Annotated in this window: 21 protein-coding genes; 13 read left to right on the forward strand and 8 right to left on the reverse strand. The window is 71.6% G+C overall.

Features of this window, described 5'->3' with window-relative positions; genetic code table 11:
* Nucleotides 1-381: 381 nt before the first annotated feature.
* From ElP_RS34775 to ElP_RS34785, 3 genes are all read right to left on the reverse strand, one after another.
* Nucleotides 382-1,514 (reverse strand): IS630 family transposase gene (locus tag ElP_RS34775; RefSeq protein ID WP_145268065.1). Its coding sequence is split into 2 segments (ribosomal slippage): nucleotides 382-1,076 and nucleotides 1,076-1,514, totalling 1,134 coding nucleotides; the frame shifts between segments, so codons are not numbered across the junction.
* Nucleotides 1,515-1,691: 177 nt separating this feature from the next.
* Entirely contained in the window at nucleotides 1,692-2,357 is a 666-nt protein-coding gene (locus ElP_RS34780) for an ADP-ribosylglycohydrolase family protein (protein WP_197447184.1), read from the reverse strand.
* A complete protein-coding gene (locus ElP_RS34785; protein WP_145279341.1) occupies nucleotides 2,351-3,856 on the reverse strand; it encodes an amidohydrolase family protein in 1,506 nt (501 codons plus the stop codon). The genes ElP_RS34780 and ElP_RS34785 overlap by 7 nt, the downstream gene beginning before the upstream one ends.
* Nucleotides 3,857-4,353: 497 nt before the next feature.
* On the opposite strand from ElP_RS34785, the gene ElP_RS34790 reads away from it, so the two are divergent.
* The 10 genes from ElP_RS34790 (at nucleotide 4,354) to ElP_RS34835 (ending at nucleotide 15,427) form a co-directional block, all read left to right on the forward strand.
* Nucleotides 4,354-5,376 carry an IS630 family transposase gene (locus tag ElP_RS34790; protein WP_145279343.1) on the forward strand — a complete coding sequence of 341 codons (1,023 nt, stop codon included), beginning with the start codon at nucleotides 4,354-4,356 and terminating at the stop codon, nucleotides 5,374-5,376.
* Nucleotides 5,377-5,709: 333 nt separating this feature from the next.
* Nucleotides 5,710-8,418: a tetratricopeptide repeat protein gene (locus ElP_RS34795; RefSeq protein WP_145279346.1), complete on the forward strand. Its 2,709-nt coding sequence runs from the start codon at nucleotides 5,710-5,712 to the stop codon at nucleotides 8,416-8,418.
* Between the two features lie 160 nt (nucleotides 8,419-8,578).
* Nucleotides 8,579-9,193, forward strand: coding sequence for a sigma-70 family RNA polymerase sigma factor (locus tag ElP_RS34800; protein ID WP_145279348.1), 615 nt, complete (start codon nucleotides 8,579-8,581; stop codon nucleotides 9,191-9,193).
* Nucleotides 9,190-9,420, forward strand: coding sequence for a hypothetical protein (locus tag ElP_RS34805; protein WP_145279349.1), 231 nt, complete (start codon nucleotides 9,190-9,192; stop codon nucleotides 9,418-9,420). Before ElP_RS34800 ends, ElP_RS34805 begins: the two co-directional genes overlap by 4 nt.
* A 29-nt stretch (nucleotides 9,421-9,449) precedes the next feature.
* A complete protein-coding gene (locus ElP_RS34810; protein WP_145279351.1) occupies nucleotides 9,450-9,665 on the forward strand; it encodes a hypothetical protein in 216 nt (71 codons plus the stop codon).
* A gap of 77 nt (nucleotides 9,666-9,742) precedes the next feature.
* Nucleotides 9,743-10,795, forward strand: a complete 1,053-nt coding sequence (locus ElP_RS34815; RefSeq protein ID WP_145279576.1) for a DUF1559 family PulG-like putative transporter — start codon at nucleotides 9,743-9,745, stop codon at nucleotides 10,793-10,795.
* A 62-nt stretch (nucleotides 10,796-10,857) separates the two neighbouring features.
* Nucleotides 10,858-11,997 (forward strand): TlpA family protein disulfide reductase, encoded by a 1,140-nt coding sequence (locus tag ElP_RS34820; RefSeq protein ID WP_145279353.1) that lies wholly within the window; start codon nucleotides 10,858-10,860, stop codon nucleotides 11,995-11,997.
* Nucleotides 11,998-12,395: 398 nt separating this feature from the next.
* Nucleotides 12,396-13,901, forward strand: a complete 1,506-nt coding sequence (locus ElP_RS34825) for an amidohydrolase family protein (RefSeq protein WP_145279341.1) — start codon at nucleotides 12,396-12,398, stop codon at nucleotides 13,899-13,901.
* Nucleotides 13,895-14,650, forward strand: coding sequence for an ADP-ribosylglycohydrolase family protein (locus tag ElP_RS34830; protein WP_197447186.1), 756 nt, complete (start codon nucleotides 13,895-13,897; stop codon nucleotides 14,648-14,650). The genes ElP_RS34825 and ElP_RS34830 overlap by 7 nt, the downstream gene beginning before the upstream one ends.
* A gap of 174 nt (nucleotides 14,651-14,824) precedes the next feature.
* Complete coding sequence (locus ElP_RS34835; RefSeq protein ID WP_145279357.1) at nucleotides 14,825-15,427, forward strand: SIMPL domain-containing protein; 603 nt, start codon at nucleotides 14,825-14,827, stop codon at nucleotides 15,425-15,427.
* Here the strand turns inward: ElP_RS34835 and ElP_RS34840 are convergent.
* Nucleotides 15,369-16,501 (reverse strand): IS630 family transposase gene (locus ElP_RS34840; RefSeq protein WP_390834771.1). Its coding sequence is split into 2 segments (ribosomal slippage): nucleotides 15,369-16,072 and nucleotides 16,072-16,501, totalling 1,134 coding nucleotides; the frame shifts between segments, so codons are not numbered across the junction. The two genes, ElP_RS34835 and ElP_RS34840, sit on opposite strands and share 59 nt — an antisense overlap.
* A gap of 81 nt (nucleotides 16,502-16,582) precedes the next feature.
* Here ElP_RS34840 and ElP_RS34845 point away from each other — a divergent pair.
* The 3 genes from ElP_RS34845 (at nucleotide 16,583) to ElP_RS34855 (ending at nucleotide 20,262) form a co-directional block, all read left to right on the forward strand.
* Complete coding sequence (locus tag ElP_RS34845) at nucleotides 16,583-17,023, forward strand: hypothetical protein (RefSeq protein ID WP_145279359.1); 441 nt, start codon at nucleotides 16,583-16,585, stop codon at nucleotides 17,021-17,023.
* A 693-nt stretch (nucleotides 17,024-17,716) separates the two neighbouring features.
* Nucleotides 17,717-18,736: a PQQ-dependent sugar dehydrogenase gene (locus ElP_RS34850; RefSeq protein ID WP_145279361.1), complete on the forward strand. Its 1,020-nt coding sequence runs from the start codon at nucleotides 17,717-17,719 to the stop codon at nucleotides 18,734-18,736.
* A gap of 599 nt (nucleotides 18,737-19,335) precedes the next feature.
* A complete protein-coding gene (locus tag ElP_RS34855) occupies nucleotides 19,336-20,262 on the forward strand; it encodes a bestrophin family protein (protein WP_145279363.1) in 927 nt (308 codons plus the stop codon).
* A 77-nt stretch (nucleotides 20,263-20,339) separates the two neighbouring features.
* On the opposite strand, the gene ElP_RS34860 is transcribed toward ElP_RS34855, so the two are convergent.
* The 4 genes from ElP_RS34860 to kdpA all read right to left on the reverse strand — a co-directional run bounded on the left by ElP_RS34860 (nucleotide 20,340) and on the right by kdpA (nucleotide 26,110).
* Nucleotides 20,340-21,476 carry a universal stress protein gene (locus ElP_RS34860; RefSeq protein WP_145279365.1) on the reverse strand — a complete coding sequence of 379 codons (1,137 nt, stop codon included), beginning with the start codon at nucleotides 21,474-21,476 and terminating at the stop codon, nucleotides 20,340-20,342.
* Nucleotides 21,477-21,492: 16 nt separating this feature from the next.
* On the reverse strand, nucleotides 21,493-22,050 hold the full coding sequence (gene kdpC / locus ElP_RS34865; protein ID WP_145279367.1) for a potassium-transporting ATPase subunit KdpC: 558 nt from the start codon (nucleotides 22,048-22,050) through the stop codon (nucleotides 21,493-21,495).
* Nucleotides 22,051-22,082: 32 nt separating this feature from the next.
* A complete protein-coding gene (kdpB, locus tag ElP_RS34870; RefSeq protein WP_145279369.1) occupies nucleotides 22,083-24,218 on the reverse strand; it encodes a potassium-transporting ATPase subunit KdpB in 2,136 nt (711 codons plus the stop codon).
* Nucleotides 24,219-24,406: 188 nt separating this feature from the next.
* The gene (gene kdpA, locus ElP_RS34875) at nucleotides 24,407-26,110 is read right to left on the reverse strand and encodes a potassium-transporting ATPase subunit KdpA (RefSeq protein WP_145279371.1); all 1,704 of its coding nucleotides are present in this window, start codon (nucleotides 26,108-26,110) and stop codon (nucleotides 24,407-24,409) included.
* Nucleotide 26,111: the final 1 nt, after the last annotated feature.

A 26,111-nucleotide genomic window follows, 5' to 3' on the forward strand; every position in this document is an offset into this window, starting at 1 on the left:
GCCCCTTGGCTCCCCCCCAGGCTGCCATGCTCGTTAGACACCCGAGGGGTATTTCCTGAGGAGCCCTTGTTCTCAAACTTAGGTCAAGTTCAGCGGCACACGCAAAAGGGCTGTTGCCGGACGGAAGGGCGGGTGCGTCAATTGCAGAATCTTGTATCCGCATGGCCGTCGGCGAGCGTGGCCTCACCTCGGGCCTCGTCGGCCGTGCGGATACAAAGTCGGAGAACGAAGCCGCGACAGGCACGGCCTTTGCTTTAAGAGAGGATTGGATAGCTTGGCAAGGGGCGTGATCTGGGGGGCGTGCTCGACGGCCGCGACGGGGAAGAAATGCGGCCGGGCGCACCCCCGAACGGACCCGAGCCGGAGCATAGTGGTCGTCCGCTATTGAGTTGCCGGGTATAGTCGGTGCAGTTTGATCCGGGCATCCGCCGTGGTGAACTGCCACCGAATGCCCACCATCCGCTCGTTGCGGTCCTCCTCCCACGCCGCGACCTCCCGCTTCAGTTCCTCGCTCGACCCGATCCGCCGGTCCAGGCACTGCCTCGCCAGCACCGACAGCTCGATCTCCGCCATGTTCAGCCAACTCCCGTGCTTCGGCGTGTGGTGGATCTCCAACTTCCCGGCGATCCGACGGGCCCGCTCCGGCGGGAACGCCTCGTACAGCGAGGCGATCTTGTGCGTGTTCAGGTTGTCCATCACCAGCACGACCTTCTCCGCCTCCTCGTGCACCTCCTCCACCAGCCAACGCACCACCTCGGCGAAGTCCAACGCCGTCCGACGCTCGGTGACGTGGACCGCACGCCACCCCAGCAGCGGCATCGTCACCATGAACAGGTTGGCCGTCCCGTTGCGGACGTATTCGTGATCGAACCGCTCGAGCCGCCCTGGCGCTGCCGGGATCGGCACGACCGTCTCGCCGATCAGTTGCTTGCTCGCCTCGTCGAGGCAGACCAGCGGTCGCGTCTCGTCGTAGGGCCGGTGGTAGACCTCCAGCACGTCCTCCATCGCCGCCACGAACTCGGCGTTCGCCTCCGGCGGGATGCACCACTGCTGCTTCAGATGCGGCCTCAGTTCGCTTTTTTCAAAGAGCGGCGCACCGTCTCGTCGGAGATCGAGGGGACGATCTCCAACTCGACGAGCTTGTCGGCCAGCAATCGCATCGTCCAGGCCTTGCGGCCGTCGGGGGGCTCCGAGCAGGCCAGGGCGATCAACTTCGCCTCGGCCCGGCCGTCGAGGGCCCGCTGGCGGCTGGGACGGGCCTGCGTCTTGCGGACCAGGGCGGCCTCCAGGCCCTGCTCGACGAACCGCTGGCGGACCCGCTCGATGGTGGCGACAGAGACCTCGACGGCCTCGGCGATGCGGTCGTCGGGCCAGGCGGGCCCGCCCTCGGCGGCATCAGCCTTGAGGAGGATGCGGGCATGGGCCAGTTTCAGAGCGGAGGCCTTGCCGGCGGAGATGAGATCGAGGAGGGCCTGGCGTTCGTCGGCGGTGAGCGTCACGATGTACTTCTTCATGTCGATGCTCCTGAAGCGGTTAGGGCTCCAGGAGAACCGATTGCAGCCCATCCCTCAAGTCGTCAGTGGCCGACCAATAGCACGACGCCTCGTCTCGCGACAAGCAGCGACGACGTCCGTAGCGCTGAGGCCGTCGGCTAGGGAGCGTGGCCAAACTCCTACCTACCGCGGAGCGGTTTAGTTCTTCGAGGCAGAAAGCGAACCGACGAGGCGACGATCGGTCCCGAGCCAATCCCTCCTCCTGACGGTCGCGCCCGGCTCGTCGATGAGCCGCCGCGACACCGCCTCGATGAGGGCCCGACCGCCGAGCCCGGGCCGCCACTCGGCCGGGATCCCCGACTCCCCCCGGCACGCACCGGCCAGCTGCCCGCGGACCGCTCCGGTCGTGTCCGCGTCGTCGCCCGGGTTCGCCGCTCGCAGGACCGACGTCCGGAAGTCCTCGGCACCCGCGAAGGCCCCCGGCGTCGCCCCCGGGCTGCGAGCCAGGGGGACACCTCCCTGGATCTCCGGGGGCCGCTCGCGGCGGGAGCCCCCCAGGGCCACCTCCCGTAGCTCCGCGTCGAGCGGGACGCGCTCGTCGAGCCGCCTCGGCGCCTCCCAGGCCGGGGCCAGCACCCCCTCCCGCGGTAGCCCGTGCAGCAGCCCGCACGGCAGCACCCCGAGGGAGGCGCAGGCCGACCGGCAGGCCGGGCTGCGGTGGGTCGGCAGGCTCGACTCGACGCGCCGCCGGACCACCTCGTCGAACCGGTCGGGAAGCCGGCACGCGTAGGCGACCGGGGCCCCGCGGGCGTCGCCGATGGCCAGCCCGAGGGGGACCCCACGCCGGCGATCCTCGCTCACCATCCGATCCACCCCCACGGGCCTGGACGATCGGCGGGCCGGTCCGCCGCGTGCCCCGGGCATCCCACCGGGTGTCGTCGTGGGATCTGCCCGGGGCCTCCGGCTCCTTCCCGGCCAGGTTCATCGCCGATCCCCGACCGCCTCGCCGATCCCCCGCCCTGGCCCACCCAGCGCCCGTTGAGCATCACGCCGCGCACCGCGCCCATCGCGGCGATGTCCTCCAGCGGATCACCGGCGACGAGGATCACGTCGGCCTGCCGCCCCGCCGCGATCGCCCCCAGCCGGTCCGCACACCCGAGGTACTCGGCATTGCGCGACGTCGCCGCCACGATCGCATCGCCCGGCGTCAGCCCGCACTCGACCAGCAGCTCCAGCTCCCGCTGGTAGGCCCCTCCCTCCTCGGCGTGCGGCGCCCAGGTGTGCGAGCCGACCACGATCGGCACCCCGGCCTCATGGCAGTGCCCCACGAAGCGGAGCATGGCCTCGAAGCCGCGCACGTGGTGGCCCTCGACGCCCCGGTCCCCCGCACGCCGCTCGAACACCGCCAGCGTCGGCGACAGGACCACCCCGCCGGCCACCATCCCCTCGATCAGCGGCCCGAGCCGGGGGTTGTCCTCCGGCTCGATCGTCGCCCACAGCCGGTACCGGCCCTCGTGCCGGGCCTCGTTGTCCCGCTCGACCGCCGCCCGGAAGGTCGCGGCCGGCTCCGGCTCGGCCAGGGCGGTCCCGAAGGAAGTGACGTGCTCGACCCCGTCGACCCCCGCCTCGATCGCCCGCCCGGCGTCGACCAGCTCCAGGTGCGCCGTCACCGGCACCCCCCGGGCGTGCGCCGCCTCGCTGGCCGCCCCGATCAGCTCAGGCGGCAGCCGGTAGTAGACCTTGATCGCCGACGCCCCGGCGGCGACCCGGCGCCCGACGGCGGCCCGGGCCTCCGCGGCCGTGCGGATCGCCTCGGCGTCGTCCGGGTGGGCGTGCGGCTGCTGGTCCAGGTGCCGGCCCGTCAGGAAGCAGCGCGGCAGGGGACCGGGGGCCTCCCGGACCGCCTGATAGGCCGGGATCGGGTGCCCCGGGTCGCGCAGGGTCGTCACCCCGCGGGAGAGCGACAGCCGGAGCATGCGGTGGCCGGGGTCGTCGCGGTCGTGGTGGAAGTGGGCGTCGATCAGCCCGGGCAGCAGCGACAGGCCCGCGGCCTCGACCACGCGGGCGTCCTCCGGGATCTCGACCCCGGCGCGGGGCCCGGCGGCCACGATCGTCGCCCCGCGGATGACGACCGCCGCGTCGGGGATCGCCGGGCCGCCGCGCCCGTCGATCAGCCGGGCGCCGACGATCGCCGTCGGCGGGCCGGGCTCGGGTTCGGCCGGGGGGTTGATCTCCTCGAGCCCCCGGTACGTCCGCACGGCCTCGTCCCGGGCCGGCGTGGCGACCGACCCGGCGCCGGCGATCGCCTGGGCCGTCGCGAGGGCGGCCAGGCCGAGGGGGTGCGTGATCATGGGGTGGGCCATCGGGATGGACTCGCGGGGGGGGCGTCGCCGGTCGGCTCGGGGAGGACCAAGACGAGATCACGGTAGCGCGGTCGGGGTGCCCGGTGCAAGCCCCGGCGGGCGAGCCCCGAGGCGGGCGTCCCGCCGGGCCGTCGGGAGGTCCCGGTGGCCGGGCTGTTAAGTAGCCCGCACTCTGGCACGGCTTCTTTGGAGCTATGCGGCCGCCTGCATCCGATCTCCTCGGCCACTGTCGGGTCGTCACGCGAGGCCGGGGGAGCAATTCGCCCCGCCGCCGGGCCGCACCCGCACGGTCCGATAATGACGCTTATGACCGGTGTGTTCACATCATAACGCCTGGGGCGGTCACGCGGCCGCCCCTCCGGATCGGATCCCGCCCCCCAGATCGCCCCAGGCCGCTGCCGGCCTGACGGCCGGCGACAGGCACGCACGCCCGACCCGGACGACCTACTGACCGGTGCGCAAAGGCGGTCAAGTTTTCGTTCCGGTAGAATCAGGGGATGGAAGCCTCGAACTTCATCCCTCATGATTGGCGTGAGTGGCGGAGGTTGCGGGCGTTGGACCTGAAGCAACAGGGCGGGCGCCAGCGCGTCATCGCTGAGGCCCTGGACGCCTCCGAGGAGACGATCAGCCGCTGGCTCGCCCGTGCCCGACACGGCGGCCGAGAGGCGCTGCGCTCGCACCCCGCGCCCGGCCATCCGTCCAAGCTCTCGGGCGTCCAGAAGCGGCTGATCCCCGAGTTCCTCTGGCATGGGCAGGAGGCCTACGGCTTCCGCGGCCAGGTCTGGACCCGTGCCCGAATCGCCCTCGTCATCGAGGAGGAGTTCGGCGTCCGCTACCACAAGGCCCACGTCGGGCGGTTGCTCAGCGAGTTGGGCTGGACGCCCCAGGTGCCGATCCGGCGAGCGATCCAGCGAGATGAGGAGGCCATCCGCCGCTGGCGGGACGAGAGCTGGCCGGCACTGCGACGGCGGGCGAGACGCGAGCGTCGAGTGCCGGTCCTCGTGGACGAGGCGGGGTTCTACCTGCTGCCGGGCCTGGTCCGGACCTACGCCCCCGAGGGGCTGACGCCGGTGCTCCGCGAGAAGGTGACGCGCGACCACCTGTCCGTCATGGGCGGGCTGACGCCCACAGGCAAGGTCTACACGCTGGTGCGGCAGGAGTCGCTGAATGGGCTGCACAGCGTCGAGTTCCTGATCCACCTGCTCCGCGTCGCGGGGGAGCGGCTGCTGGTGATCGGGGACGGCTCGCCCATCCACCGTCGTGCTGCGGTCAAGGACTTCGTGTCGGGCACGGGCGGCCGGGTCTGGCTGGAAGCGCTTCCGGGGTACGCCCCTGACCTCAACCCGTGGGACGAGGGGGGCTGGCATCACCTGAAGAACGTGGAGATGCGAAATCTCGTATGTCGAGACCTGGAGGAGTTGCACGAGCAGTTCCACCTCGCCGTCGGACGCCTACGCCAGAAGTCACATCTGGTCCGAGCCTTCTTCGCTCAGGCCGGGTTGGAGATCGGGGGAACTTGACCTTCTTTGCGCACCGTTCAGTAGAATCGATTATCGGACGCTGCCGCTTCACCTCGTCTGTGGCCACACCCCCCGCCGGCTCAACGAACTGCAACAGTACAGTATGGTCGAAGGGCGTGACGGGTCATATCCTGGAGACGCTGCGAATCGCCTTGCAAGGATCCCCCGAGATGCGGCGGTTCTGCCCGGATCGATCCCCCGGTCCTCGGCCGCCCCCGCCCCCCGGCCGAGTCGACGACCTTCATCGGCGATCACGAGTCGATCCCGACGGACATAGAGGACCTCACCCGGCCTCGCCGTCGCACCGGGTCCGACGCAGCGGGAGGCTCCGCGATGCCGCACCCCGAGAATCGCGAGCACGTCGGGGATGCGTCCCGAAGTGACCGGGGTGGGCGCGACCCCCTCGGCCGGTCGTCAGGCCGGTCGACCTGGCCCGGCGATCGTCGGGGACGCTCGGGGTCGAACCCCGAATCCCTGGGGCTCGACCCTGCGCTCCTCGACCTGGTCGAGGAGACGACGAGGCGCCTGCTCGACGGCGAGCCGGTCGACGTGGAGAGGCTCGTCGAGGGGCATCCGGGCTGGGCCGAGGAGCTCCGGAGCCTGATGCCGGCGATGCGGGGCCTGGCCGAGCTCTCGGACGGCGGCGAGGAGCTCCCGGGGGACGCCCGGGACGAGGACGGGCGGACAGCCTTCGGCAAGTTCCGGATCCTTCGGGAGGTCGGCCGGGGGGGGATGGGCATCGTCTACGAGGCCGAGCAGGTGGCGCTCAGGCGTCGGGTCGCGCTGAAGATCCTGCCGCAGGCGCTGGCGATGGACCCCCGGGCGATGCAACGCTTCCGGCTCGAGGCGCAGGTGGCCGGCTGGCTCCAGCACCCCCGGGTCGTCCCGGTGCATGACGTCGGCCTCGTCCGGGGCGTCCCCTACTACGCGATGCGATTCATCGAGGGGGGGAGCCTGGCCGACCTGGTCGGGGAGATCCGCCGGGCGGTCGATGGCGACCGCGGCGCCGGCGGCCCGCCCCCCGCCGAGGGGCTCGGTGCCGTCGCGGCGGGGCTGCTGTCGGGACGCCTGGCCCCTCCCCGCCGCGAGCACGACGGGAGCCGATCCGGCCCGATCCCCGCCCCCGCCCCCGCCGCCTCGGCGGCCCCCCCCGGCGTCTCGGGCCCGCCCTCGATCGGCGCCCGGGCCTACCTCCGGGCGGTCGCGGCGCTGGGGATGGACGCGGCCGGGGCGCTCGGCTACGCGCACGACCAGGGGGTGGTGCACCGCGACATCAAGCCGGCCAATCTCCTCGTCGACTTCCGGGGGGAGCTCTGGGTCGCCGACTTCGGCATGGCCGCGGTCCAGGGCAATGCCGGCCTGACGGCCACCGGCGACCTGCCCGGGACCCTGCGGTACATGAGCCCCGAGCAGGCGCTCGGCAAGCGGGCCCTGGTCGATCGCCGCTCCGACGTCTACTCGCTGGGCGCGACCCTCTACGAGCTGCTGACGCTCAGGCCTGCCATCTCGGGCGACGACCACCAGCAGATCTTCCGGATGATCGCCGAGGGGGAGCCGGCGCCGATCCGCCGGCTCAACCCGGCCGTCCCCTCCGACCTGGCGACGATCGTCGCCAAGGCGATGGCCCGGGACCCTTCGGATCGCTACGAGACGGCCCTCCAGCTCTCCGAGGACCTCGGGCGGTTCCTCGACGGCCGGCCGATCGTGGCCCGGCCGGTCGGGCCGCTCTCCCGGGCCTGGCGATGGTGCCGGCGCAGGCCGTTGCAGGCGGGGCTCGTCGGGTCGCTCGTGGTGGCCCTCGCCGTCGGCTTCGCTGGCGTGACCTGGGGCTGGCGCGAGGCCGTCCGGCAGAAGCGGCTGCTGCTCGTCGCCGAGCGCGAGGCCCGGGCCGAGACCGCCAAGGCCGACGCCGTCAACCGCTTCCTGATCGAGGGCCTGATCCACCAGGCGGAGCCCGCGAGCAACCCCGCCGAGGAGCCCGTCACGCTCCTGGAGGTCCTCGACCGCGCCGCGGGCCGGGTCGACTCGGCGTTCCCCGGTCAGCCCGAGATGGAGGCGGCGATCCAGCTCGCCATCGGCCGCTCCTATCACGGCCTGGGCGAGTACCACAAGGGCGAGGCCCACTTCCGGGCCGCCCTCGGGCTCTTCGAGTCCCGGGGGGACGTCGACGAGGGGGCGGGGCGCCTGGAAGCGTCGGCGGAGCTGGGCCACGTCCTCTCGCACCTCGGCCGCAGGGACGAGGCCCTGGCCACCCTCTCGCGGGTCAGGACCGAGTCCCGGCGAGTCCTCGGGCCCCTGCACGCGGTCACCTTGCAATCCGCCCTGTACCTCGCGGAGGTCCTCCGGAACCGGGAGGAGCTCCGGGAGGCCGAGGCCCTCTACCGGGATTGCCTTGCAAACGCCCGCCGGGCCCCGGAACCCAACCCGCAATTCATCTTCTCTGCCCGCTTCCACCTGGGAGACGTCTTCCTCCGCCAGGGGAAGGCCGAAGAGGCCGAGGCGCTCTACCGGGAGCTGGCCGACGAGCAACGTCGGGAGCTGGGGCCGGAGCACCCTCACACGCTGACGACGCTCAACAACCTCGGCGCCGCCCTCAACCGGCAGGCGAGGTTCGCCGAGGCGGAGCGGCTCTTCCGGGAATGCCTCGAGACCGACCGTCGGATCCTCGGCGAACACCACCCCGACACCGTGACCGCCCTCTACAACCTCGGCCACGTGCTGAACGAGCAGGGCCGGCCGGACGAGGCCGAACCGCTGATCCGCCGGAGCGTCGAGGAGCGTCGGTGGTCCATCGGCCCGGAGAACCCCGACACCCTCTACGTGACCAGCAGCCTGGCCGACCTGCTCCGGGACCGAGGCCGGCTGGACGAGGCCGAGGAGATGCTCCGGTCTTGCCTGGCAGCCCAGCGCCGCATCCTCGGGCCGGACCACCGAGACACGCTGCAAACCGCCCACCGGCTCGATCGCCTGATCGAGGACCGTTCTCGCTCCGCCTCCGCCCCCGCCCCCTCGACGCTACAGCCGGGGATGAGCCCCCCCTGACCCCGGCCCGCTCGGCAGGCTCCTCGCATCCTCGCCCTCCCCGGACGGCTGCCGGCGCCTGGCTGTGAACGCCCGATGGGCGATCGGGTTGCGAATTCGAGAAACTTTCCGCGTATCCCCGGCCCCTGGTTCGCGGGGTAAGGGGTAGGGAGGTTCGCCGATGACCGAGACGACCCGGCTCGTCCAGAACCTGATCGATCAGGCCCTCCGGGGGGACATTGCCGCCCGCCAGGAGTTGCTGGAGGTGCATCGAGAGCACCTCCGACGCATGGTCGCCGCCCGCCTCGATCGCCGGCTTACCTCCCGAGTCGACCCCTCTGACGTCGTCCAGGAGACGCTGGCCGACGCCTCGAAGCGGATGGACGACTATTTGAGGGAACGGCCCCTGCCCTTCCTCGGCTGGCTGCGCCAGCTCGCCGGCGAGCGGGTCATCGACGCCCACCGCAGGCACATCGCCTCGCAGCGCCGGAGCATCACCCGGGAGTCCCGGGCCGATGCCCATCCCGACGACTCGTCCCGGGCCCTCGCCCGCCGGTTCCTGGCGAACGACACCAGCCCGAGCAACCGGCTCTCGCGTCGGGAGCGATGCGATCAGGTCATGGCCGCGCTGGCCTCCCTGTCCGCCCGGGATCGCGAGGTCCTGGTAATGCGCTACCTCGAACAGCTCGACGCGGCCCAGATCGCCGAGGCGCTCGGGATCACCAGGGGGGCGGTGAAGGCCCGCCTGCTCCGGGCCCTGATCCACATGAGGGGCCGGCTGGAGGCGGACGGATGACCGACCGCGCCGGCCCCGGAGAGGATCCCAGGCTCGCCGAGCTGACCGAGGCGATCACCAGGCGCCTCCTGGCGGGCGAGCCGATCGACTCGCCCGACGACCCGGCCCAGCCCCCCGACTGCGCCGAATCGATCCGGGAACTCCTGCCGACGATCCTCGAGCTCGTCGGACTCGGCCGGGGCGTGGCCCGAGCCGGACAGCCCTCCCCGCCCCCGCTCCCAGGCTGATCTCAATCCTCGACCGGAGACCACTCCCCGTGACGAACCGAACCGACCGGCCTCGCATCTCCGCCCTCCTCCTGTCGGTCGCGGGCGCCTCGCTCCTGGCCGCGGCCGGTTGCGGCGACGACGACGGCGTCGTCCGAGGCGCTGGGTCGATCGACGTCCCGAAGCCGAACACGTTCTACAGCCCCGAGGAGGCGGCCGCCCACGCCGGCGGCGCCTCCGAGTCCTCCCCCGACGCCGGCCGCTGACCGGCCGGGGGGCCCGCCATCACCACCTCTCCCACCTCGATTCGTCATCTCTATCCCCATCTCGAGAGGAGCCGCCCATGCACCCCAACGATTCCGGCCCCCGCCCGTGTCGGCGCCGACACCGGGGCTTCACGCTGATCGAGCTGTTGGTGGTGATCGCCATCATCGGCGTGCTGATCGCCCTGCTGCTGCCCGCGGTCCAGGCCGCCCGGGAGGCGGCCCGGCGCGCCCAGTGCGTCAACAACCTGAAGCAGATGTCGCTGGCGGCCAACAACTACGAGGCGACCTACGGCTCCTACCCGCCGGCCATGCTCGTCACATGGCCGAGCGTCGGCTTCTCCTCGCTGGTCCACCTCTGCCAGTACATGGAGCAGGTCCCGCTCTACAACTCGGTGAACTTCGGGCTCTCCTACTTCTTCCCCGCCAACTACACGGTCGCCGGCACCGGCTTCTCGGCGCTCTTCTGCCCGAGCGACGAGTCGGCCTTCGTATCCACCCCCATCCAGTACGGGCCGCCGACCTATCAGCAATTTCACAACCATTACTCGGGGGTCGTCGGCCCCTGGATGGCTTGGGGCATTCAGATAGGGCCGTCGGGCCTGCCCACGACTGACCCGCAGCTGTCCCAGCATGCGAAGGGGACGATCATCCCCGGCGGGCGGGTCACCGTCGCCTCGGTCCGGGACGGCACGAGCAACACGATGATGTACACCGAGACCGGCCACGGGGTCTTCAACGAGAACTCCCGGGGCTATCTCCACCAGTGGAACGTCGGCCAGCCGACCGACTGGTGCCTCGAGGCCCGGTTCCCGCCCAACTGGGGCCGGCGCTACTCCGACCCGGGCAACGCGGCGCTGGAGCAGTGGGCCCCCTTCAACGCCATGAGCTTCCACCCCGGCGGCGTGAACGTCGCGTTCTGCGACGGCTCGATCCGGTTCCTCAAGGACACGGTCGACTCGTGGACCGTCCCCGCTCCCCAGGTCGACGGCCTGCCGACGGGCACGAGCCGGACCCCCGCCCCTCCCGGATCCGATTACGGCCTGACCGTCGCGCCGGGGGCGAAGGTGGGCGTCTATCAGAAGCTCGCGACCCGGAACGGCGGCGAGTTGGTGAGCGCTGACGAGTATTGACCCGCCCCGTCCTGATCGCCGAGGCCAGCGATCCCGCCCCCCGGGGAGAGTGAGCGAAGCCCATGCAGCTCGCCCCGATGACGATGGTATTGATCCTCGCGTCCCTCGTCCCTGCCGCCGCGACGGCACAGGACCCGGGGCCGACCGGGCCCTCGGCCGACTTCGAGGCGCTGAGGCGGGAGTACCAGGCCGCCGAGGAGGCCTTCCGCAAATACCTCCGGGAGGAGTACAAGGAGGCGGACGCGGAGGGGTGCCGCCTCTACATCCCCTTCTCGGAGACGCCCCCCGCGCAGTTCGCCCGGAGGTTCCTCGGGTTCGCCGAGGCGCATCCCGACCACCCGTCCGCCTTCGACTCCCTCGAGCACGCCATCCGGGGGAGCTACGAGTATCCGGACGTCCGGGGCCGCACGCTCGACCTGCTCCGGGTGTCCTACGTCACCGAGCCGGAGATCGAGCGGCTCGTCGTGCCGCTGATCATCTCCCACGACGGGCCGACCGACGACTTGGTCTTCGAGATCATCGCCCGCAACCCCGACCCCGAGATCCGCATCCTGGCCTACAAGGCGCTGATCCGCCGGGCCGAGGAGTCGATCCAGTTCGCCGACCGCGTCCGGTTCGACGAGGCGATCCGCAGGGACATCGAGGCGAACGAAGGGGGCGGATCCCTGGAGGGGGTCCTCGAGCGCGGCGACCGCGCCAAGGCCGAGATCGAGGACTACACGAAGGTCGCCCGCGACCTCCACGGCCCCGGTCGTTTCCCCGACCTCTCGATCGGCTCGCCCGCCCCGGAGGCCGCCGGACGCAGGCTCGATGGCGAGGAGGAGACACTCGCCGAATATCGGGGTAAGGTCGTGGTGCTCGACTTCTGGGCGACGTGGTGCGGCCCCTGCCGAGAGATGATCCCCCACCAGCGAGAGCTGGTCGCCCGCCTGAAGGACCAGCCCTTTGCCCTGATCAGCATCAGCGCCGATCAGGAGAAGGAGCTCCTCACCGACTTCCTCGCCGACGAGGAGATGCCCTGGACCCACTGGTGGGATGGGCCGGATGGCGGGATCATCGACGCGTTCGACGTCTACCAGTACCCGACGATCTTCGTCCTGGACGGGCAAGGCGTCATCCGCGCCAAGGACGTGCGGGGCGAGCAGTTGTCGGATGTCGTCGACGCGCTGCTGGGCGAAGACGGCTCAAACCCGACGAAGTGAACCTGGGGCGAGCAGGCAGGGCCATCGGACTGCACCCCTATCCTTCCCTTGAGCCACGCGCGCCGGATCGTGAGGGCTGCAACTCCGTCCATAGACACCATTATCGGACCGTGCGGGTGCGGCCCGGCGGCGGGGCGAATTGCTCCCCCGGCCTCGCGTGACGACCCGACAGTGGCCGAGGAGATCGGATGCAGGCGGCCGCATAGCTCCAAAGAAGCCGTGCCAGAGTGCGGGCTACTTAACAGCCCGGCCACCGGGACCTCCCGACGGCCCGGCGGGACGCCCGCCTCGGGGCTCGCCCGCCGGGGCTTGCACCGGGCACCCCGACCGCGCTACCGTGATCTCGTCTTGGTCCTCCCCGAGCCGACCGGCGACGCCCCCCCCGCGAGTCCATCCCGATGGCCCACCCCATGATCACGCACCCCCTCGGCCTGGCCGCCCTCGCGACGGCCCAGGCGATCGCCGGCGCCGGGTCGGTCGCCACGCCGGCCCGGGACGAGGCCGTGCGGACGTACCGGGGGCTCGAGGAGATCAACCCCCCGGCCGAACCCGAGCCCGGCCCGCCGACGGCGATCGTCGGCGCCCGGCTGATCGACGGGCGCGGCGGCCCGGCGATCCCCGACGCGGCGGTCGTCATCCGCGGGGCGACGATCGTGGCCGCCGGGCCCCGCGCCGGGGTCGAGATCCCGGAGGACGCCCGCGTGGTCGAGGCCGCGGGCCTGTCGCTGCTGCCCGGGCTGATCGACGCCCACTTCCACCACGACCGCGACGACCCCGGCCACCGCATGCTCCGGCTGTCGCTCTCCCGCGGGGTGACGACCCTGCGCGACCCGGGGCACCCGATCCCGGCCTATCAGGCGGTCCGGGAGGCCCCCGGTCCCCTGCCGCGCTGCTTCCTGACGGGCCGGCACCTGGACCAGCAGCCGCACGCCCACCCGGACGACGCCGAGGCGATCCGCACGGCCGCGGAGGCCCGGGCCGCCGTCGGGCGCCGGGTCGCCGCCGGGGCGTCGGCGATCAAGGTCTACTACCGGCTGCCGCCTGAGCTGATCGGGGCGGCCAGCGAGGCGGCGCACGCCCGGGGGGTGCCGGTGACGGCGCACCTGGAGCTGGTCGACGCCGGGCGGGCGATCGAGGCGGGGGTCGACGGGGTCGAGCACGTCACTTCCTTCGGGACCGCCCTGGCCGAGCCGGAGCCGGCCGCGACCTTCCGGGCGGCGGTCGAGCGGGACAACGAGGCCCGGCACGAGGGCCGGTACCGGCTGTGGGCGACGATCGAGCCGGAGGACAACCCCCGGCTCGGGCCGCTGATCGAGGGGATGGTGGCCGGCGGGGTGGTCCTGTCGCCGACGCTGGCGGTGTTCGAGCGGCGTGCGGGGGACCGGGGCGTCGAGGGCCACCACGTGCGCGGCTTCGAGGCCATGCTCCGCTTCGTGGGGCACTGCCATGAGGCCGGGGTGCCGATCGTGGTCGGCTCGCACACCTGGGCGCCGCACGCCGAGGAGGGAGGGGCCTACCAGCGGGAGCTGGAGCTGCTGGTCGAGTGCGGGCTGACGCCGGGCGATGCGATCGTGGCGGCGACGTCGCGCAATGCCGAGTACCTCGGGTGTGCGGACCGGCTGGGGGCGATCGCGGCGGGGCGGCAGGCCGACGTGATCCTCGTCGCCGGTGATCCGCTGGAGGACATCGCCGCGATGGGCGCGGTGCGCGGCGTGATGCTCAACGGGCGCTGGGTGGGCCAGGGCGGGGGATCGGCGAGGCGGTCGGGGATCGGCGATGAACCTGGCCGGGAAGGAGCCGGAGGCCCCGGGCAGATCCCACGACGACACCCGGTGGGATGCCCGGGGCACGCGGCGGACCGGCCCGCCGATCGTCCAGGCCCGTGGGGGTGGATCGGATGGTGAGCGAGGATCGCCGGCGTGGGGTCCCCCTCGGGCTGGCCATCGGCGACGCCCGCGGGGCCCCGGTCGCCTACGCGTGCCGGCTTCCCGACCGGTTCGACGAGGTGGTCCGGCGGCGCGTCGAGTCGAGCCTGCCGACCCACCGCAGCCCGGCCTGCCGGTCGGCCTGCGCCTCCCTCGGGGTGCTGCCGTGCGGGCTGCTGCACGGGCTACCGCGGGAGGGGGTGCTGGCCCCGGCCTGGGAGGCGCCGAGGCGGCTCGACGAGCGCGTCCCGCTCGACGCGGAGCTACGGGAGGTGGCCCTGGGGGGCTCCCGCCGCGAGCGGCCCCCGGAGATCCAGGGAGGTGTCCCCCTGGCTCGCAGCCCGGGGGCGACGCCGGGGGCCTTCGCGGGTGCCGAGGACTTCCGGACGTCGGTCCTGCGAGCGGCGAACCCGGGCGACGACGCGGACACGACCGGAGCGGTCCGCGGGCAGCTGGCCGGTGCGTGCCGGGGGGAGTCGGGGATCCCGGCCGAGTGGCGGCCCGGGCTCGGCGGTCGGGCCCTCATCGAGGCGGTGTCGCGGCGGCTCATCGACGAGCCGGGCGCGACCGTCAGGAGGAGGGATTGGCTCGGGACCGATCGTCGCCTCGTCGGTTCGCTTTCTGCCTCAATTGACGCACCACGCGGCCGGGCGACGTCCCCTGGCCTCCTTCGCCCGACCGGGCCGGCCAGGCTCCGCCCGGCGGGCCGGCCGGACACTGCCCGGTGATCCTCCGACGAGCACCGGACCGATCCCGGCCCACGGAGGCGTCGTCGCCGGCGAGGCGGTTGAAGGACCTCGGCTCCGCTGGGATGCTGGTCGGACGCGAGGCCGGATCGACGCCCCTGCGGACCCCGCCGCGAGGGCCGGGCCCCGGGGCATCCATCAGGGGGGCACCGAGAGATGAACAGAGCCACGCTCTTCGCGCTTGCCCTCGTCGCCTGCGGCGGCGGGGCCTGCTTCGGTCAGGTCAGCGGCAACGCCGCCTTCGGCCAGGCCGGGGGCAGGGACCGGGCCGCGCAGGTCGAGCGGGCCAAGCGCACCCTCGCCGAGCACGAGCTGCCCCCGGCCGGGTCCAGCACGTTCGTCGAGGCCGCCGTGCTGGCCAACGTCAAGGCCGATGCGTTCGTCGCCACTTTCGCCCTGGCGCGTGAGGGCCCCACGGCGGCCGAGTGTCATCGCCTGATGGACGAGGCCGTCGCCCGGTTCGTCGAGGACATCAAGGCGCTGGGCGTCCGCGGGCCGGAGATCTTTGTGGACTACGTCGCCCAGGTTCAGGTCTACGGCTTCGAGGTCGAGGGGGACGAGGCCCGCGAGGAACTCGTCGGCTATGAGCTCAAGAAGAACGTTTCGGTCCGCTACGCCGACCGCACGCTGCTCGACCGCCTAGTCCTGGCGGCGGCCCGCTCGGAGGTCCATGACCTGATCGAGGTGGACTACTGGGCCGTCAATCTTCAATTGACGGGTAAAGCTTCCGCAGCTTCCGGCGAGCGGCGGCCAGTGTGAAGGTCCAGTGGATTCGGGCTCTCCTCACGTTCCGCCGGTGTTCCCAGGCCGCCACCTCCGCCGCCAGCTTGGCCGGACCCTCCAGCCGGCGATCCAGGCATTGCTGGTTCATGACGCTGATCTCCGTCTCGGCCATGTTCAGCCAACTGCCGTGCTTGGGTGTGTAGTGGAACTCGATCCGGTCCAGGAGCCGACGTGCCACCTCCGGCGAGAACGCCTCGTAGGGGCTCGCCCCGTCGTGCGTATTCAAGTTGTCCTGCACCAGCAGGACCTTCTCCGCTCGGGGGTAGTGCACCTCCACCAGGTCCCGGATGCAGCCGGCGTAGTCCCGCCGGGTCCGGCGTCCGGTCACCTTGACATGACGCCAGCCCCGCAGCGGCTCGCACATCATCAACTGGTGGCAGACGCCCTCCCGCTCGTACTCGTAGTCCACCTGAGCCGGTCGGCCCGAGCGGCACCGCCTGGGTGGCCGCACCTCGCCGAAGAGTTGCTTGCACGCCTCGTCGAAGCAGGCGACCGGGAACCTCGGGTCGTAGGGCCGCAGGTGGACCTGGATCACGTCCTCCATCCGCCAGACGTACTCGGCGTCGGCCTCGGGCGGGATGCACCGGGTCTCGACGATCCAGGGCTTGATGTCGTTCTTTTGAGAGCCTGGCGGACGGTCTCGGTGCTGATCGACTCGGCCAGGCCCAGGACGACCAGTTCGTCGGCCAGCAGTTGCGGCGTCCAGTGGCATCGGCCCTGCGGCGGATCGCTGCACGCCAGTCGGACCAACCGCTGCTCGATGTCCCCCTTGATCTTGATCTTGTCCGGTCGTGGCGGCTGGGGACCCCGACTGATGGCCGCCTGAACGCCGTCGATGACGAACCGCTGACGGACCCGGGCGATGGTTCGTAGGCTGACCCCAAGTGCGTCGGCGATCCGCTCATCCGAGTGCTCTTGGCCGGCTCTGGTATCGGCCAGGAGGAGGATACGGGCATGGGCCAGCTTGCGGGCGGCAGCCTTGCCGGTGGAGACCAGGTGCTGCAACTCAGCCCGCTCCTCCTCGGTCAGGGTGACCCGGTACTTGTCCATCGCGATGCTCCTGGTTCATGAGGTTCGTGCCTTCGCCAAACCTCATCAAGACAGGACCCTACGCTACCGGTCAAATGAAGATTGACGGCCCACTACGTCGTCTCCGACGTCGCCGCGGTCCAGGACCGGCTCATGGAGGAGGCCGCGCGGGTCGCCGGTCGGAAGAAGTCCCGCTACGAGGGGCTGCTGGGGCTCCGGCTGCCGGGCCCGCCGCAGGTCTACACCGAACGCTACGCGGCCTACTACCCGAGCGGGCTCTACGACTCCTACGTCGCCGCCGAGGCGGAGGACCTCGCCGTGGCATCCTACCGCGACCGGTACACGATCCGTGGCCTGCGCAAGCCGCGGACCTTCTACTACAACCCGCTGGATGCCGACGGGTTCGACGAGGTGCTCGACCCGGTCGTCCTGGAGCCTGTGGTCCAGTTCACACTGTACCTGAAGCTGAGGTACGACGCCGGTCCGGCCGCGGGCGATCCTGATCGGCCCGAGGGGCCGGGGTCGGACGAACCGCCCGGGTGAGGCGCCTGACTGGTTCAGATCCCACTTCGATGGGACACGCTTTCGGCCGCGCTTTCTGCCACCATTGACGCACTTGAATGAACGATCTCTGGGGCGGGCTCGCTCCCGCCGCCGCCTTCACGCGCCTCTGATGATCGCACCGGGCAGACCCGCCGAATCCCAGGAACTGCGACTCGGCACGAGAGCCCCGATGGGATCGTCGACGAATGACCCCCTTGGTTCAGGCGTCGAGGCCCGTCTCACCGTCCCGGAGGGCGATCGTCCCGGCCGGGCCGGTGGCGGCCAGGTGGGAGCCGTCGAGGCTTCTTCAGGCCGGGGCCTGGACCGTTCGCGACGATGGCTCGCAGTCTGCCTCGCCCCCGTCGAGATCGCCGCGTCGATTTCCGTTCGATGGTCATTGCGGCTCGGCACCGCCGCGACGACTTCGGGCCCCGGGCGGTCGTATCGGGACCGGGCAACGATCGGCGTCGGGGCGTTGCGAGCGGGGTCGGGACCGGGCATGGTGGCAGGAATCCCTCCGCTCCGGTGCCCGGACGATCGGCCGAGGTGGTGCGAGGCATGCTGAGGAAAGCTCCGATGAGAAGGGCGCGAAGTTCCCTCAACCCGAGGCTCGGGCGTGGGGCTCGACGGGCGTCGCCCAAGGCCCCGCCCTCGGCCGGCCGGGGGCGACGGCTGGCACCCGGGCTCGAGGCCTTGGAGGGACGTGTCCTGCTGTCCCTGAACTTCGACCCGGGTGTCGACCCGTCCGACTTCCGGGTCACGACCTTCGCCAGCGGCCTGGACTACCCCTACGGCATGACGCAGCTGGTGGACGGCTCGCTGCTGGTCGCCACGAGCCGGCCGGCCTCGACCAGTTACTTCAACTCCACGGGACAACTCCTGCGCCTCTCGGACGCCGACGGCGACGGCGTCGCCGACGGGCCGGGGACGGTGCTCTACAGCGGGCTGCCCGGGGCCCTCACCTCGATCGAGCGGGCGGGGGACCTGATCCTGGTCATCAGCTCCCAGGATGGGAGCGAGCGCATCTCGGTGCTCCGAGCCGGCGCGTCCCCTTCCGACCCGCTGAGCCTCGCGGGCAGCATCCGCCTCGCCGTCCCGCCCGGATTCGAGCACAAGGTCTTCGCACTGGAGACCCGGGCGACGCCGGGCTCGCCGGGGAGCTACGACCTGTTCTTCAACCTCGGCGCCGCGGAGAACTTCGCCGCGACGACCGAGACCGTTCGGGTCAGCGGGCTGATCGACGGGACGCTCCGGGGCGACTCGCTCTATCGGGTGACGGTGAGCGACGGGCCCGGGGGTCTCTCCGTCTCGGGGCTCACCCGGATCGCCTCGGGGCTGAGGAACGCGGCGGGGATCGCCGTGCATCCGGCCTCGGGCGACCTCTATTTCGAGGACAACGGGATCGACACGCCTTCGAACCGGATCGAGCCGCTGAGCGCCGACGAGCTGAACCGGGTCGCGGCGGCCGACGTCGGCGGCGCGGCCGAGGACTTCGGCTTCCCGTCGAACTACACGGCCTACCGCACCGGCACCCTCGTCGGGGGGGCGGGAGTGCAGCCGGTCGTGGCCTTCCAGCCGATCCCCGACCCCCGGACCGGTGCCGAGAGCGAGGGGCCGGCCGAGATCGCGATCGCCCCGTCGGCGTTCCCGCCCGGCTTCAACGATGGCGTCTTCGTGGGCTTCCACGGGCAGTTCAACCTGGGGATCCGATAGCAACGGAGCAAAAACCAACGATCTTCCGGGCGGTCGGCTCTCGCAAACGACCGATTTCGAGAGGTCGCAAGGACTTCCGCGGGGAACCGCTGGTTCCCAGGATCCTGCGTTCTCGATAACCGCTCTCGAATGGGACTTCTCGAATCAGGTGGCCGGAGACGGGTTTCGAGAAGCTTCCACTCGGCGAATCCGGTGCTCCGAGTCAAGTTCGTTGGTTTTTGCTCCGTTGCTATCGGATCCCCATTAACTTTGATGAATTTTGTCCTGGAATCAAGAAATTCTGAATCGGCCATTATGACGACAAAACTGCTGACGGCGCAAGGAGAACCGTCCCGGGGCCCCGTCAGCGGGGTGTCCGGACGGTTCGCCTCCTGCGATCGGAGGTGCATTCCGCGATCGAGGCGACCGGGACACCCGCGGGAACCGCCCGTCCTCGGCGGACCGTGGAGGTGGACGACGCCGGGCACCGCCCGGTGGCCTGTACCGCCTGCCAGGTCCTCCCCCGGTTGACGTGACCTCGCGCGCCTTGGTAGCTCTGGGACGGCCCGGCCGCGCGACCGCCCCGCGGCCCCCTACCCGTCAACCCCCCGCCCCAGCGCATGATCGACTACGACCCGCACCGCTGGTACTCGCACCTGCTCGGCGTCCGCGGCTCGATGGTCCGCGAGATCTCGCCGCGCGTCCTGGCCGTCACCGCCTGGTCGGCCGCCGTGGCCGCCGTCCACCTCCACGTCCTGCCCGTGGCCGTGCCGCACACGGTGCACGGGCTGGTCGGCGTAGCGCTGGGCCTGCTACTGGTCTTTCGCACCAACTCGTCCTACGACCGCTACTGGGAGGGCCGGCGGCTCTGGGGCGGGATCGTCAACCAGACGCGCAACCTTGCCCGCGCCGCCTCCGTGCTCCTGCGCGAGGAGCCCGAGGCGGTCGGCGCGGTGGTTGGCTGGACGGCGGCCTTCCCCTACGCGGTGATGCACCGCCTGCGTGGCCGTCCGGGGCTCGGCCCGCCGGGCGAGCGTCTACCGCGGGCGGAGGCCGAGCAGGCCTTGGCGGCGCCGCACGTACCGCTGGCGGTGGCGCAGCGGATCAGCGGCCTGCTGGCCGAGGCGCGGGCCCGGGGCGTGCTGTCGGACTACCAGCAGATGGAGCTGGACCGCAACGTCCAGAAGTTGGTCGACTCGCTGGGCGGCTGCGAGCGGATCCACACGACGCCGCTGCCTTACGCCTACGTGGTGCACCTGCGTCGTGCGCTGCTGCTGTACTGCGGGACGCTGCCGTTCGCGCTGGTGGGGGAGTATGGTTGGGCGGCGGTGCTGGATACGCTGCTGGTGTCGTACGTGTTCTTCGGGATCGAGGAGATCGGAGTGGAGATCGAGAACCCGTTCGGTTGCGACGACAACGACCTGCCGCTGGAGCGGTACTGCGGTGCGATCGAGGGAAACCTGCGGGGGCTGCTGGGCGAGCAGAGGGGCCCGGTCGACGGTCAGGCGGGCCCGGTGAGTGGGTTGGCGACCCGCGAGGAATGTTGAGCGAGGCAGTCGTGCTTCCCGAGGAGGATGGCCGACCGGTCGGTCCGCGGTTCGCCTTCTGCCCACATTGACGCACTTCAGACATCGACGACGACGACATCGGCCCCGTCGGTCTTCGCCAGCACCGCCTCCAGCAGCGACCCTCGCATCAGCCGACGCCAGGTCGACTGCCGCGACTTGCCCAGCACGATCACCCGGATCTCGTACTCCCGGGCGAACGAGGCGATCGTGCTGGCCACGTCGGGGCCCTTGAAGGTCATCGGGATGCCGCCGAGCTGCTGGGCCAGCTCCAGGTTCTTGCCGATCTGCCGCTGGGTGGCGGCGTCGATGCGGGTGAGGTCCTCGGCCGGAGTCTGGATGTAGACGGCGTACCAGGGGGCATCGAGCCGGTCGGCCAGCCGGGCGGCCTTGCGCAGCAGGGCCGGCGCGTTGGGGCTGCGGCTGGAGAGGCCGACCATCACGCGGTCGGTCGCCAAGGCCGGGGCGCGGTCGGCCTCGGCCCGGCGGCTGCGGCGGTCGATCAGGTGGGCCAACTCGGAGAGGGTCAGCTCGCGGAGGCGGGTCAGGTTTGCCTCGGTGAAGAAGTTGGCCATCGCCCGCTCGACGCGCTCCGGCGGGTAGACCTTGCCAGCCCGGAGGCGATCGAGCAGGTCCTCGGCCGGGAGGTCGACGTTGACGATCTGGTCGGCCTCGGCAAGCACGGAGTCGGGCAGCCGCTCCTTGACCTTCACGCCGGTGGCGCGCTCGACCTCGTCGTAGAGGCTCTCCAGGTGCTGGACGTTGACCGTGGTGATGACGTGGATGCCGGCCCGGAGCAGGTCCTCGACGTCCTGATACCGCTTCGGGTGCCGGCCGCCGGGGGCGTTGGTGTGGGCCAGCTCGTCGACGAGGCAGACGGTGGGACGGCGGTCGAGGATGGCGTCGACTTCCATCTCGCGGAGCGTGACGCCGCGGTACTCAATCTTCCGGGGCGGGATCACCGGCAGTTCGCCGAGCTGCTCGGCCGTCTCGGCGCGGCCGTGGGTCTCGACCAGGCCGACGGCCACGTCGACGCCCTGCCGCTTCAGGCGGTGCCCCTCGCGGAGCATGGCGAAGGTCTTGCCCACGCCCGCGGCCGGGCCGAGGTAGACCTTCAGCCGGCCGCGCTGCTGGCGGCGGATGAGCTGGAGGAACTGCTCAGGGTTGGGGCGGGCGGCTTCGGCGTCGACGGCCATCGGCGGGACTCCCACGTTACTGTGCGTCGTCGAGGGCCAGGTTCAGCCGCAGCACGTTGACCCGGGGCGGTGCCCCGATGACGAATCCCGATCGCTCGACGTGCTGTTCGATCAGGCCGAGCACCCGGTCGATCGGCAGGCCGCGCGCCTCGGCCACGCGGCGGGCCTGGAAGCGGGCTGCCTCGGGGCTGACGTGCGGGTCGATGCCCGAGCCGGAGGCGGTGACGAGGTCCGGCGGCGCCGGGTGCTCGTCGGTGGCACCCAGGCTCGCCGTCCGTTCGGCCACCTGCTCCCGGAGCTTCGGACTCCTGGGCCCGAGGTTCGAGCCGCCGGTGGCGGAGGCGTCGTGGTCGACGGCCGACGGCCGCGGGTGGAAGTAGCCGTCGGAGGCGAACGGCTGGGCGACCAGGGCCGAGCCGAGCACGGTGCGGTCGCGGCGATACAGCAGGCTGCCGTCGGCGTTCGTCGGGAAGAGGAGCTGGCCGAGGCCCCAGGCCGCCGCCGGGTAGGCGACGGCGCAGAGGGCGAAGGTTACGACGCTCGCGATCAGGGCGTTGACGGTCTGGCGGATCATGGGATCGGCGTCCTTGGTCGGGTCCACTCGGCTCAGGCGAACGGCAGCAGGGCGAGCAGCGGGTCGATGGCCAGGTCGATCAGCTTGATGCCGACGAACGGGGCGATCACGCCGCCGAGGCCGTAGTACAGCAGGTTCCGCCGCAGCAGGGCGTCGGCCCCGACGGGGCGGTAGGTGACGCCCTTCAGGGCGATCGGGATCAGCAGGGGGATGATGACCGCGTTGAAGATCACCGCCGCCAGGATCGCCGAGTAGGCGCCGCCGGTCGTCGCCAGGCCCATCAGGTCGAGCACCCGCAGCTCGGGCAGGGTGACGATGAACATGGCCGGGATGACGGCGAAGTACTTGGCCAGGTCGTTGGCGACGGAGAAGGTGGTCAGCGCCCCCCGAGTCATGAGCAGTTGCTTGCCGATCTCGACGACCTCGATGAGCTTGGTCGGGTCGCTGTCCAGGTCGACCATGTTGCCGGCCTCCTTGGCGGCCTGGGTGCCGCTGTTCATGGCCACGCCGATGTCGGCCTGGGCCAATGCCGGGGCGTCGTTGGTGCCGTCGCCCATCATCGCCACGAGCTTGCCGCCCTGCTGCTCCTGGCGGATGTAGTCGAGCTTCGCCTCGGGCGTGGCCTGGGCGATGAAGTCGTCGACGCCGGCCTCGTCGGCGATGGCCCGGGCGGTCAGCGGGTTGTCGCCAGTGACCATGACCACGCGCAGCCCCATCTGCCGGAGCCGGGCAAAGCGGTCGCGGATGCCGGGCTTGAGGATGTCTTCGAGCTTGACCACGCCGACGAGCCGGTCGCCCTCGGCCACGCTGATCGGCGTGGCGCCGGCCGAGGCGATGGCATCGACCGCGTCCTGGTAGCCCTCGGGCACGGTGCCGCCGAGCGACTCGACGTGTCGGGCCATCGTGTCGGGGGCCCCCTTGCGGATGCGGGCGCCGTCGGGCAGGTCGACGCCGCTCATGCGCGTCTGGGCCGTGAACTCGATGAAGGAGGCGCCCTCGGGGACCTGGCCGTCGAGCGTCGCCTGCTCGCGAGCGAGGTCGAGGATGCTCTTGCCCTCGGGCGTCGGGTCGGCCAGCGAGGCCAGGCCGGCCAGCCGGGCCAGCTCGCGGTCATTCGCCCCGCCGAGCGGGACGAACCGCGTGGCGCGGCGGTTGCCCATGGTGATCGTGCCGGTCTTGTCGAGCAAGAGCGTGTCGATGTCGCCGGCCACCTCGACCGCCTTGCCGCTCTTGGCCAGGATGTTCGCCCGCAGGGCCCGGTCCATGCCGGCGATGCCGATGGCCGCCAGCAGGGCGCCGATCGTCGTCGGGATCAGGCAGACAAGTAAGGCGATCAGCGTGGGGATGTCGAGCCGGAGGCCGAAGTAGAGGCCCATCGGGTAGAGCGTGGCCGTGACGATCAGGAAGACGATCGAGAAGGCGGCCAGGACGATCGTCAGGGCGATCTCATTGGGCGTCTTCTGGCGGATGGCGCCCTCGACCAGGCCGATCATCCGGTCGAGGAAGCTCTGGCCCGGCTCGGCGGTGATGCGGACGACCAGCCAGTCGGACAGGACGCGGGTACCGCCGGTGACGCCGGAGCGGTCGCCGCCGCCCTCGCGGATCACCGGGGCGCTCTCGCCGGTGATGGCCGACTCGTCGACCGAGGCGACGCCGGCGATCACCTCGCCGTCGGCGGGGATGACCTGGCCGGCCTCGACGCGGACGAGGTCGCCGGAGTGGAGCCGGGTGGAAGGGACGGTCTCGCCGTGGGTGTCGCTGACGCGGCCTACCCGGAGTGCCGGCGTGTCCTGCCGGGTGGCGCGGAGGCTGTCGGCCTGGGCCTTGCCGCGGGCCTCGGCCAGCGCCTCGGCGAAGTTGGCGAACACTACGGTCAGCAGCAGCAGGACGAACAGCGCCGCCTGGTAGACGATAAGACCGAGTGCGGTCCCGGTGGCGATCGACTGGATCGTCACCAGCAAGGTCAGCACGGAGCCCACCTCGACGAGGAACATGACCGGATTGCGGGCCATGCTCGCGGGGTTGATCATCGCCAGCGACCGGCCGGAGGCCTGGCGGAGCAGCGTCGGGTCGAACAGGCTGGCGCGGCGGCACTGCCGCCGCTGGAGCTTGCGGGCCCGGGCGTCGGCGTCCGGTCGGGTGGCCCGGGTCTCGGTGTCGAGGCTCATCTTCGGGTTCCTGGGGGATCGTTCGAATGAGTGCGGTCCGGTCGCTCGGGGTGCCCGGGGCCGGGGGGGCCCGGCCGGGCACCCGACCGCGGGCCCGACGGCCGCAACGCCCCTCTCCTGGGTGCGGCGGCCGCCATCGGCGGGCGGGGCCGGCCGGGGCACCCGGACCCCGGGGGGTGAGGGCGTGTTCAGGGGGCGGGCAGCGGGGGGACGGCCGACAGGTGGTCGGCCACCGGGCCGAGGACGACCGTCGGCAGGAACGCCAGGGCGCCGACGAGCAGGACCGTGCCCAGCAGCATCACCGCGAAGGTCAGCGTGTTGGTGCGGAGCGTCCCGCTGGTCTGCGGCACCCGGCGCTTCTCGGCCAGCAGGCCGGCGATGGCCAGCGGGAAGATCAGCGCCGGGAAGCGGCCCAGCAGCAGGACGATCCCCGTGGCGATGTTCCAGGGCGGGGTGTTGTCGCCCAGCCCCTCGAAGCCCGAGCCGTTGTTGGCCGCCGCCGAGGTGAACTCATAAACAATCTCGCTGAAGCCGTGCGGGCCGGGGTCGTTCACCGTCTCCCGGCCCCACTCGGTCGCCGCGAACAGCGCCGAGCCGCCGCAGATGAGCAGCGGGTGGAGGAGGATCGCCAGCATCGCCAGCTTCACCTCCTTCGCCTCGACCTTCTTGCCGAGGTACTCGGGCGTCCGCCCGACCATCAGGCCGGCTAGGAAGACGGCGACGACGATGTAGGAGACCATGTTCAGGAAGCCGGCCCCGATGCCGCTGAAGACGACGTTGAGCATCATCATGCTCATGGGCATCATGCCGGCCAGCGAGTTGAGGCTGTCATGCATCGCCGAGACCGAGCCGTTGGAGGTGGCCGTGGTGAAGACGGCCCAGGTGGCGCCGCCGACCGGCCCGATGCGGACCTCCTTGCCCTCCATGTTCGGCCCGTCGGCCACCGGCAGGCCGGTCGTCGCCGCGTTCGGCACCACCTCGTTGAGGATGGCGAAGCTCGCCCCAACGACGCAGAAGGCCAGCATCACCCCGAAGACGACCGCCGCGTGCCGGCCGTCGCGGAGCATGACGCCGAACATGGCGATCGTGGCCATCGGCAGGAGGATGATCGAGACCAGCTCGATCAGGTTGCTCCAGGGCGAGGGGTTCTCTAAGGGGTGGGTCGAGTTCGGGCCGAAGTAGCCGCCGCCGTTGGTGCCGAGCTGCTTGATCGCCACCTCGGCGGCCACCGGGCCGCGGGCGATCACCTGCTCGGCCCCCTCCAGCGTGTTCGCCGTCGCGGCGCCCTCGAAGGTCATCGGCACGCCGCAGGCGACCAGCAGCACGGCGACGATCAGCGAGATCGGCACGAGGACGAAGCAGAGGACGCGCATCAGGTCGAGGTAGAAGTCGCCCAGGTGCTCGTCGCCCCGCAGGCCGCGGACTGCCGCCAGCATCACGCAGAGCCCGGCGGCCGGCGTGACGAACTGCAGCCAGGCGATGCAGCCGATCTGGCTGAAGTACGACAGCGATACCTCGCCCGAGTAGTGCTGGAGGTTCGTGTTCGTCACGAACGAGCAGATGGTGTTGAAGACCAGGTCGCCGGTCAGCGGCCCCTTGGCGTCGGGGTTCAGCGGCAGGTACTGCTGGAGGCTCAGAAGCAGGAACGTCAGGGCGAACAGCATCGCGTTGAAGGCGAGCAGGGCGACGGCGTAGGCCCGCCAGCCCATGCGGGCCGGCTCGCGGCCGACCAGGGCGCGGCGCATCGTCGCCGGCAGGGCGTCGAGGCCCCGGCCGGAACGCTCGTGCGGCACGTCGAGCATGCGGGCGAAGTACCAGCCGAGGGGGACGGCCGCGGCGATCGGCAGGGCGAAGGCCCAGGTCGGCAGCAGCCAGGCGTTGGACGGGTCCACG

It is taken from the genome of Tautonia plasticadhaerens, assembly GCF_007752535.1.
Lineage (GTDB): Bacteria > Planctomycetota > Planctomycetia > Isosphaerales > Isosphaeraceae > Tautonia > Tautonia plasticadhaerens.

Excerpts from the sequence above, each read along its gene's own strand:
- ElP_RS34790 (WP_145279343.1), top strand. The coding sequence starts at position 4,354 with ATGGAAGCCTCGAACTTCATCCCTCATGATTGGCGTGAGTGGCGGAGG.
- kdpB (WP_145279369.1), bottom strand. The coding sequence starts at position 24,218 with ATGAGCCTCGACACCGAGACCCGGGCCACCCGACCGGACGCCGACGCC.
- ElP_RS34860 (WP_145279365.1), bottom strand. The coding sequence starts at position 21,476 with ATGGCCGTCGACGCCGAAGCCGCCCGCCCCAACCCTGAGCAGTTCCTC.
- ElP_RS34830 (WP_197447186.1), top strand. The coding sequence starts at position 13,895 with ATGGTGAGCGAGGATCGCCGGCGTGGGGTCCCCCTCGGGCTGGCCATC.
- ElP_RS34800 (WP_145279348.1), top strand. The coding sequence starts at position 8,579 with ATGACCGAGACGACCCGGCTCGTCCAGAACCTGATCGATCAGGCCCTC.
- ElP_RS34785 (WP_145279341.1), bottom strand. The coding sequence starts at position 3,856 with ATGGCCCACCCCATGATCACGCACCCCCTCGGCCTGGCCGCCCTCGCG.
- ElP_RS34805 (WP_145279349.1), top strand. The coding sequence starts at position 9,190 with ATGACCGACCGCGCCGGCCCCGGAGAGGATCCCAGGCTCGCCGAGCTG.
- ElP_RS34855 (WP_145279363.1), top strand. The coding sequence starts at position 19,336 with ATGATCGACTACGACCCGCACCGCTGGTACTCGCACCTGCTCGGCGTC.
- ElP_RS34815 (WP_145279576.1), top strand. The coding sequence starts at position 9,743 with ATGCACCCCAACGATTCCGGCCCCCGCCCGTGTCGGCGCCGACACCGG.
- ElP_RS34835 (WP_145279357.1), top strand. The coding sequence starts at position 14,825 with ATGAACAGAGCCACGCTCTTCGCGCTTGCCCTCGTCGCCTGCGGCGGC.
- ElP_RS34780 (WP_197447184.1), bottom strand. The coding sequence starts at position 2,357 with ATGGTGAGCGAGGATCGCCGGCGTGGGGTCCCCCTCGGGCTGGCCATC.
- ElP_RS34825 (WP_145279341.1), top strand. The coding sequence starts at position 12,396 with ATGGCCCACCCCATGATCACGCACCCCCTCGGCCTGGCCGCCCTCGCG.
- ElP_RS34795 (WP_145279346.1), top strand. The coding sequence starts at position 5,710 with ATGCCGCACCCCGAGAATCGCGAGCACGTCGGGGATGCGTCCCGAAGT.
- kdpC (WP_145279367.1), bottom strand. The coding sequence starts at position 22,050 with ATGATCCGCCAGACCGTCAACGCCCTGATCGCGAGCGTCGTAACCTTC.
- ElP_RS34820 (WP_145279353.1), top strand. The coding sequence starts at position 10,858 with ATGCAGCTCGCCCCGATGACGATGGTATTGATCCTCGCGTCCCTCGTC.